The organism is Sporosarcina sp. P16b, assembly GCF_002743065.1.
GTDB lineage: Bacteria > Bacillota > Bacilli > Bacillales_A > Planococcaceae > Sporosarcina.
In genome coordinates, this window is the sequence record NZ_PDYO01000031.1 from 1 (window position 1) to 8,455 (window position 8,455).

The following is an 8,455-nucleotide window of genomic DNA, read 5'->3' on the forward strand; positions in this document are numbered from 1 at the left end:
CCATTATCGCGGGCAGTGGAACTTGAAAAAGCTGCCGCCTGCAGAATACAGACGACAGCTTCAACTAGCAGCTTAGGCTTTTTTATAATTGTCCTTTACAAAGGGTACACTTTACATGTTGAGAAGGATTTTTTAGAATGGTCAAGAAACCTCATGATAGCTTTAAGAAATCCACTTCCACTTCATTCTTTCGTGGTTCACGCTTAAAAAGATATTCACCGTTCCTAACAGACATCAGCACTTCTGCACGCTCACGAATGGCTTCATAAGGATCTTGTGCATCCAACACGATGAAGTTCGCTGGTTTCCCTACTTCAATACCATACTCATCGTTCACTCTCATAAGATTGGCCCCGTGGTACGTGATCAAGTCGAGCGCCTTATTGATCTCATCAATATGTGTGTAATGCGCTAAGTGAATTCCATTGTCTAAAATATTCATCATGTTTCCATTGCCTAGTGGATACCAGTAATCCGCTATGGAGTCTTGAGCAAATGCCACATTGTTTCCATTATTTAATAGTTCTTTTACTCGTGTTAGGCCACGACGTTTAGGATAACTGTCGCCACGTCCTTGTAGATGGGCGTTTTCAGTCGGACAAGAAATAAAGTTGATTTGTGATTCTTTAAATAACCCCAACATTTTATTGGCATAGCTATTGTCTACTGAACCGAAGCTACATGTATGACTGGCCGTTGTATACTTACCATAGTCTTTTTCCATAACGAGCGCATTTAACACTTCCAAGAACCGACTATTTGGATCATCGTTTTCATCACAATGAATATCAATCATCACATTGTGCTTTATGGCCATGTCGACAATACGTCGCAAGGATTCCACGCCATGTTCGTAGGAAATTTCAAAGTGAGGAATTCCCCCTACTACATCCGCACCCATTTCAAGCGCTTCTTCCATTAAACGCTCTGCGCCTTCATATCTAAAGAATCCTTCTTGAGGAAAGGCGACGAGTTGTATTGTAACGAGATCTTTCAATTCTTCGCGTAGTGTAATTAACGCTTTCATCCCGGTCAAATTGGGATCCGTAATGTCTACATGCGTACGAATGAATTGAACCCCTTTACTTAATTCTTTTTGAATTCCTTTAATCGCACGTTCACGCACCATTTCTTCAGTCAATGATTTCTTATTATCACTCCAACGCTGAATCCCCTCAAATAACGTCCCGGATACATTCGCATTTCCCTCGCCTAACCCTGAAAAGATATAATCCAAGTGTAAATGAGGATCCACGTAAGGCGGCAACACTAAACGGCTTTTTAAATCAATCACTTCATCTGCGTTGCCTATATCATTCCCTATTGTTCTAAACTGCCCATTTTCCACTAAAAATTCATGGGAATGTGGGTCACCGTATATATTCGCATTGATAAATTTTTTCATAAAATACATTACTCCTTTATCCGTTGTACTAGTACTGAGTATAGCATTTACAATAGACTAAAAAAAATTCTTGCTCTCCACACGACATGATCGACCTATTCTCCAAACATCCACCTCGTATTCAAGTGTTAATTTCTCTTCAAACGTATCGATTGACATCGTAACGTCCCTATTATATGATTACCTTGAATTCGAGATAAAAGGAGAACGTCATGGACAATCAAAATGTAGAACGTTATGAAGAAGATTTGTCTCTAAAGGCATTTATAGTTTTAACTCGAGCATCGCAATCCATTAAAGTACGCGTGGAAGAAGATATAAAACGCTCGAATTTAAATCCAACAGAATTTGGCGTTTTAGAGTTAATTTATAGTAAAGGCGATCAACCGATACAGAAAATCGGTGAGCAAGTATTAATTGCCAGTAGTAGCATCACGTACGTTGTAGATAAATTAGAAAAGAAAAACTTACTAAAAAGAAAACCGTGTCCAAAAGATCGACGGGTCACATATGCGTCTATAACAACTGAAGGCACGGAACTGATGAATGAGATCTTCCCCCCACACAAGAAAGCAATTAAAGAAATTTTTAGTGGACTAAATATATCAGAAAAAGAACAACTCATTACACAGTTAAAAAAATTAGGTTTACATGCACAAAATATGTAATAGTAAATCTAGTTTTTTTAATCTAATATCTCGAATTAGTAACATATTAATTAATTACAATTATAAAGGAGTTTTAGTATATGACAAACGAATTACTAGGCATTCACCACGTTACCGCAATGACAGACAACGCAATGAGAAACTATGAGTTCTTCACAAACGTACTTGGGATGAGATTAGTTAAGAAAACCGTAAACCAAGATGACATCCAAACGTATCACACATTTTTCGCAGATGATATCGGTTCACCCGGGACAGACATGACGTTCTTTGACTTCCCGAACAATCCGAAAGGGACACCCGGGACAAACTCGATTTCCAGAACAGGACTACGAGTGCCTAGCGACGCAGCACTTGAATATTACCTAGAGCGTTTCAAAGAGTTCGGCATAGAAAACGACGGCATTCAAGAGCTTTTCGGAAAAAAGGTGCTACCTTTCCAAGAAGCGGATGGGCAGAAATATCAACTGTTCTCCGATGAGAATAATGAAGGCGTAGCACCAGGCACACCTTGGAAAAACGGACCCGTACCTGAAGAACACGCAATTTACGGCTTAGGACCGATTGAAATCACAGTTAGTTATTTCGAAGACTTTAAAAAAATGCTTACTGATGTGTATGGTATGAAACCGATTCTTGAAGAAGATAACGTAACTCTGTTTGATGTAGGTGAAGGCGGCAACGGAGGACAGGTCATTTTACGATATGATGATACCACACCAGGTCGTCAAGGCTATGGACAGGTTCACCATGTATCGTTCAGAGTGAAAGACCATGAAGCGATTAAAAACTGGGAAGCTAAATACGATGAAATGGGAATGCAGCATTCCGGTCATGTAGACCGTTTCTACTTTGAAGCACTTTATACACGCATCGGTCATATTCTCATCGAGCTATCAACAGACGGCCCAGGTTTCATGACAGATGAACCTTATGAAACGTTGGGTGAAAACCTTGCACTTCCCCCATTCCTTGAACCAAAACGTGAATATATTGAATCTCAGATTCGCCCGTTCGATACAACACGTTCATAACCGTTTTAAAAGGAGTTTTGTAAATGGAAGCCATTAAAAGAATTCACCATATTTCAGCCATTGTAGGAGACCCCAATGAAAACTTGAAATTTTACAGAGATGTTTTAGGGCTCCGTTTGATTAAGCAAACGGTAAACTTTGACGATCCGGGTGTCTATCACTTGTACTTCGGAGATCATCGTATGACTCCTGGTACGGTCATTACATTCTTCCCTTGGACAAACGAGAATCATGGACGTAAAGGCAGCGGTCAAGTCGGACGAATTGCTTTCAGAGTACCTAAAGGAAGTATGAACTATTGGAAAGAGCATCTAACTGCTCAAAACATCCACATAGAAATGACTCAGCTCTTCGGTAAAGAAACACTTGAGTTCGATGATGTGCATGGATTGGAGCTCGCCATTGTCGAGGGCGAAGTCGTTACAGATCATCATGATATAGTTGATTTCCACGGAGCTGTGCTATTGTCGGGAAACCCGCAAGGCACAAAGGATTTACTTACAGGCATTATGGGATTAAACGAACTAGATGTTGAGGATCAGAACCACCACTTTGAAACAGTGGGCTTGGAAAAGCATCACATCATAACCTCCATCCTACCGCAACCTGCTGGTAGATTCGGCATTGGAACGGTTCACCATATCGCTTGGTCTGTTCCACATATAGATGCATTAAAAGAATGGCAGTCCACCCTACAAGATGAAGAATTCGGGGTCACTGAAGTAAAGAACAGAAATTACTTCAACTCAATCTATACAAAAGAAAAAGGAAAAATCGTATTCGAGTTCGCAACAGACGGGCCCGGATTTGACATAGACGAAGATATACTATCACTTGGTTCCATGCTGAAATTACCGGAACAATACGAACATAAAAGGCAGGAATACGAAACTCTACTTCCGAAATTGGAGATATAGTATATCAATAAAATAATGTGAGCGGACTTGCTGTTAATTAATTGGAGGCGTTGAAGCAGTGAAATATATTTACAATGAAAAGAAAAAAGGTGCACCCGTATTTGTATTGCTACACGGCACAGGTGGTACGGAAACGGACTTAGTATCCCTAGCCGAACTACTCAATCCTGAATACAACGTTTTAGGAATCAGAGGTAATGTGCAGGAAAATGGCATGAATAGATTCTTCAAACGTCACGGTGAAGGTCAGTACGACTGGGAAGATCTGGAGTTTCGCGGCAATGAACTGTATGAGTTTATCGTGGAAAAATCAAAGGAATACCATTTTAAACTAGAGGATACGGTTCTAGTTGGATTCTCAAACGGTTCGAACATTGCCATACACATGATGCTTATGCAGCCAGGTACTTTCAAAAAAGCGGCTTTATTCGCACCACTGTATCCAGCAGATTTAGCGGAAACACACGATTTCAGCGACGTGGACGTATTCCTTTCACTAGGTGAAGGCGACCCGGTTGTACCAGAATCTGAAAGCCAACGAGTCATTCGTCTTTTTGAAGAAAGAGGCGCACATGTCACAACAGCTTGGGTGACGGGACATAGCCTGACACAGGAAGTCGCGCAACAAGCGAAAAACTGGTTGAATTCAACACGACGTACGTGATAAAAAACGTAACTAAAGTAATCATGGTGAAGATCAAAAAAAGCGATGAATATGAGGACAGTATGTAGATGTTTTACAAGCAAACTAACGGACTGACTGCGATTTCTTTGCAACCACATAACGTTTAAACAGCCATCAATAGAAAGATACGACTAGAACGACTTCCATCGAATCCCCTACTATACGCATATATTTCCCAAAAGAGGGTAAATAGTTCTTAAGTGTTGGTAGTAGTATTTTTTCCAAAACGAATAAAAACGAAGCCATCACCTTACTGCTCGTTTCTCAGATTCTTCGGATTGTTCATCTTGAATAGGCTGCATGTAAGTTACTGAACGCAACATAAAAACCAACCATTATCGGAGGAGATCTATATGACAAAAGCAAAATGGAATGTTGACACAGCACACAGTACAGTAGAGTTTTCGGTAAGACATATGATGATTTCAAACGTAAAAGGTACATTCAACGAATTCCAAGGAACTATCGAGGCGGATCCCCAAGATTTAACGGACGCATTAATCGATTTTACAATTGATGCAAACAGTATTGATACGCGCAAGTCTGATAGAGACAATCATTTACGTTCAGCCGACTTTTTCGATGTAGAAAATTACCCAAACCTATCGTTTAAAGCGACAACTATCGAGAAGACATCAGACGATACGTACGACGTAACTGGCGACTTTACCATTAAAGATACAACGAAACCTGTCACATTTAATGTAACGTTTGAAGGCATAGCGAAAGATCCAATGAGCGGAGCCGAAGCTGCTGGATTCTCGGGTGATACGAAGATTAACCGTAAAGACTTTGGTTTAACATGGAATGCGGCACTTGAAACTGGTGGCGTGGTCGTAAGCGATGAAGTGAAAATCCATATCGAAATTCAATTACGTAAGTAAGCTGTATATGATAAAAAGTTGATTACGTACAGTATATACCAAGCCCCTAAAGTAAGATTTTTAACTTTAGGGGTATTTCTTTACATAACAAGTGCTCTTTCAAACTATAGAGCTAACTCTTTCTCCATCACAATATGTGGAATGCCGTCTTCCATGAATATATCAGATGTAGTTGCGTACTCAAGTTTTCGATAAAATTCTTCTGCATGTGTCTGTCCATGCAATTTCAACGACACTATCCCCTTCTCCTTTGCGACATCTTCCAACCCTTGAACAATGACCTTTCCAACGCCTAAACTCCGATGAGAAGCCAACACACAAATGCGTTCTAACTTCCCCACTCCATCTACTATTCTTAATCTACCTGATGCGATCGCTTGTCCATCATGTTCCACTAAAATATGTTCACATAATTCACCCAGCACATCAAATTCATCAAACTCGTCCTCTTCCGGAACATGCTGTTCATCTACGAATACAGCTTTTCGTATGTCAAAAGACTTTTGAAGATCCGCTTCCGTCACTATTCTCTTACTATTCATTAGACATCTACTCCTTTTTCTACTTTTATCTATCAAGCAAAAAAATAAGAAACTTCCACAGATCATCTTTCATTCTGTGGAAGTCACGTTTTCTAGCTCGCATTTCAAAAATACATAGCCCTCTTTTTCGATAGTTTCACCCATTTTCACAGGAATACGTTCCTTGAATATCGGTCCATCGACAACGACAGTATGGAATTCTCCTGACTCACCACAGCTATCGACGCCAAGTGCTTCCAGTTCATTCATTAATTCAATAGTGAAACGTCTGCCTAGAAATTTAGCAGGCATCATCTTGGTATTGACGACGACCACATAGGCTTCAAAACCTGCCGCTATAAATTCTTCGAGTAGCATCCGTCTGGGTTCTTCCCAAAGGGGATGATACGTTTCCATGCCGACTTTGGCACACATCGACTGTACCCACCGTAAATGATCTTCCAAATCGATGTCACCAAATACTGCTTTATGAATACCTTGTGCTTTAGCAGCGCGCATCGCATCTAAAAATTGTATTTCATAGCCAGCCCAGTCTGCTTTTCGGATCATCAGTGGTATATCCATCTGCTTGGCTTGCGCTTGAACAACCTCAAGTGGTAGTGCATGTGATTTAGAATGCGGCTGATCTTTCTCAAACATGGTCCACAACATCGCTGGCGTATTTCCCTCTTGAATCGCGCGATATGCTGCGAGTGCAGAGTCTTTGCCGCCACTCCATGACGTGACGAACTTCATGCCGGTCATTGTCCGTCCGCCCATGAGATTCGTGCATCCACTGTTCGCGCCATGCGAATCATATACGAACGGAATCCAAGCTTTGGCCAGAAATACGACGCTAAATGATTCGCCGTCAGCCAATCCGTCATGACATATTTAAAGCCTGCATTTTTCATTTGAGTAAAGCTATGGTTCGCAATCGACTTACCGATGCCTTGTCCACGCATATCGATATTCGTCGTCCCCTGCACAAGCACGGCCGACTCATTCGGCGTCGTCATCTCATGTCGAGCGTCCGCCGGCGTGAATAGATGAAAGGCTACAGGTACATGATCTTGCTCAGCGACCCAGCTGCGCGTACCTTCTTTGCCTTCATACGCCGCAAATACATCGCGCTCCGCATCCAATGCTTCTTGCGTAATCGGTTTCCACGCGGGAGCTTTCGCTTGATGCAAACTGTTCCACGGCGCCATCTTATGCAATATTTTTTGCTCGTCACCTACTAGCTCCTTCATCTTCACGAGACTATTCTCTCCCGGCTGTGCACGATACTGTTCAAGTGACAACGCCGCAAAGCGCTGTTCAAAATGAAACGACTGCTCCAGCATTTCAAGAATTAATTCATCATTCCCAACGGGTATATCTAGAACATGCTCGAAATAGCCATTGCGAACCCATTCCGCTCCGACTTCCGTGTACATCAACCGGGCTAATCTTGGATGCTCGTCCTCATGTATGACAAATGACGGATACCCAACATACACTGTGCGTCCGCGGGTAGCGTCTTGGCGATATTCGTATAGTAAATAGCCGATAACCTCTTCGTCACGCAACGTCACGAGGCCCCCTGTATACGGTTTCTCCAATTCTTCACGCAAACGTTCTTCTGCTTGTTCGACATCTTCAAAACGTTCCTGCAAAAATGGAAAGCGTTGTCGTTCATCTGCATGTCTCGCTGCTAATAACACGGCCATCTTCGGTATATACTGCTCTTCAAATTGAACAAAATGAATCATCAGAATCCCCTCCTGCCTAATTTAACTAAATTATACCACATCCATTTAGCTTGCCAATGAAATGAATAGATGTGGTGCTTTTTTTGGAGGGATGAATTGTTGATGTAGAGCGGTTCTCCATCCATATAGAGCGGATAACATTACTGATAGAGCGCTTGCGGAACTACATTGAGCGGGTAACGAAAAACTATGAGCGGATGCGAATCGCGATTGAGCGGATTACACTACGCATAGAGCGCTTGCGGGACCTGATAGAGCGGGTAACGTGATTCATTGAGCGCGCGCTGCGAATGCCAAGAACTAGATGGCGCGGCGATAGATTGCATGGGTGTAAGGTGTAGGGCCGCGGGCATTGAGCGGATGCAAGGCCTCATTGAGCGGGTAACGGAAAACTATGAGCGGATACGGATCGCGTTTGAGCGGATTACACAACGCATAGAGCGCTTGCGGGACCTGATAGGGCGGGTAACGTGATTCATTGAGCGCGCGCTGCGAATGCCAAGAACTAGATGGCGCGGCGATAGATTGCATGGGTGTAAGGTGTAGGGCCGCGGGCATTGAGCGGATGCAAGGCCTCATTGAGCGGG

The 8,455-nt window shown here is 42.3% G+C and carries 9 protein-coding genes; 5 read left to right on the top strand and 4 right to left on the bottom strand.

Annotation, left to right across the window (positions count from 1 at the left end; all coding sequences use genetic code 11):
* Positions 1-151 precede the first annotated feature (151 nt).
* A complete protein-coding gene (locus CSV77_RS16440; protein WP_099674232.1) occupies positions 152-1,405 on the bottom strand; it encodes an amidohydrolase family protein in 1,254 nt (417 codons plus the stop codon).
* A gap of 212 nt (positions 1,406-1,617) precedes the next feature.
* Here CSV77_RS16440 and CSV77_RS16445 point away from each other — a divergent pair, with 212 nt between their 5' ends.
* From CSV77_RS16445 to CSV77_RS16465, 5 genes are all read left to right on the top strand, one after another.
* Positions 1,618-2,073, top strand: a complete 456-nt coding sequence (locus tag CSV77_RS16445) for a MarR family winged helix-turn-helix transcriptional regulator (protein ID WP_099674233.1) — start codon at positions 1,618-1,620, stop codon at positions 2,071-2,073.
* An 80-nt stretch (positions 2,074-2,153) separates the two neighbouring features.
* A complete protein-coding gene (mhqE, locus tag CSV77_RS16450) occupies positions 2,154-3,107 on the top strand; it encodes a ring-cleaving dioxygenase MhqE (RefSeq protein ID WP_099674234.1) in 954 nt (317 codons plus the stop codon).
* Between the two features lie 23 nt (positions 3,108-3,130).
* Positions 3,131-4,024 (top strand): VOC family protein, encoded by an 894-nt coding sequence (locus CSV77_RS16455; RefSeq protein WP_099674235.1) that lies wholly within the window; start codon positions 3,131-3,133, stop codon positions 4,022-4,024.
* 58 nt (positions 4,025-4,082) lie between these two features.
* Entirely contained in the window at positions 4,083-4,688 is a 606-nt protein-coding gene (locus tag CSV77_RS16460) for an alpha/beta hydrolase (protein WP_099674236.1), read from the top strand.
* 374 nt (positions 4,689-5,062) lie between these two features.
* Entirely contained in the window at positions 5,063-5,593 is a 531-nt protein-coding gene (locus CSV77_RS16465) for a YceI family protein (protein WP_099674237.1), read from the top strand.
* 104 nt (positions 5,594-5,697) lie between these two features.
* On the opposite strand, the gene CSV77_RS16470 is transcribed toward CSV77_RS16465, so the two are convergent.
* From CSV77_RS16470 to CSV77_RS16480, 3 genes are all read right to left on the bottom strand, one after another.
* Complete coding sequence (locus tag CSV77_RS16470) at positions 5,698-6,135, bottom strand: GNAT family N-acetyltransferase (RefSeq protein ID WP_099674238.1); 438 nt, start codon at positions 6,133-6,135, stop codon at positions 5,698-5,700.
* 69 nt (positions 6,136-6,204) lie between these two features.
* Positions 6,205-6,879 carry a Dph6-related ATP pyrophosphatase gene (locus CSV77_RS16475; RefSeq protein ID WP_099674239.1) on the bottom strand — a complete coding sequence of 225 codons (675 nt, stop codon included), beginning with the start codon at positions 6,877-6,879 and terminating at the stop codon, positions 6,205-6,207.
* Positions 6,876-7,868 carry a GNAT family N-acetyltransferase gene (locus tag CSV77_RS16480; protein WP_233212297.1) on the bottom strand — a complete coding sequence of 331 codons (993 nt, stop codon included), beginning with the start codon at positions 7,866-7,868 and terminating at the stop codon, positions 6,876-6,878. The genes CSV77_RS16475 and CSV77_RS16480 overlap by 4 nt, the downstream gene beginning before the upstream one ends.
* Positions 7,869-8,455 lie beyond the last annotated feature (587 nt).

What these genes read in the sequence shown, in the direction of transcription:
- CSV77_RS16440 (WP_099674232.1), bottom strand. Translation starts at nt 1,405, where the DNA reads ATGAAAAAATTTATCAATGCGAATATATACGGTGACCCACATTCCCAT.
- CSV77_RS16445 (WP_099674233.1), top strand. Translation starts at nt 1,618, where the DNA reads ATGGACAATCAAAATGTAGAACGTTATGAAGAAGATTTGTCTCTAAAG.
- mhqE (WP_099674234.1), top strand. Translation starts at nt 2,154, where the DNA reads ATGACAAACGAATTACTAGGCATTCACCACGTTACCGCAATGACAGAC.
- CSV77_RS16455 (WP_099674235.1), top strand. Translation starts at nt 3,131, where the DNA reads ATGGAAGCCATTAAAAGAATTCACCATATTTCAGCCATTGTAGGAGAC.
- CSV77_RS16465 (WP_099674237.1), top strand. Translation starts at nt 5,063, where the DNA reads ATGACAAAAGCAAAATGGAATGTTGACACAGCACACAGTACAGTAGAG.
- CSV77_RS16470 (WP_099674238.1), bottom strand. Translation starts at nt 6,135, where the DNA reads ATGAATAGTAAGAGAATAGTGACGGAAGCGGATCTTCAAAAGTCTTTT.
- CSV77_RS16475 (WP_099674239.1), bottom strand. Translation starts at nt 6,879, where the DNA reads ATGACCGGCATGAAGTTCGTCACGTCATGGAGTGGCGGCAAAGACTCT.
- CSV77_RS16480 (WP_233212297.1), bottom strand. Translation starts at nt 7,868, where the DNA reads ATGATTCATTTTGTTCAATTTGAAGAGCAGTATATACCGAAGATGGCC.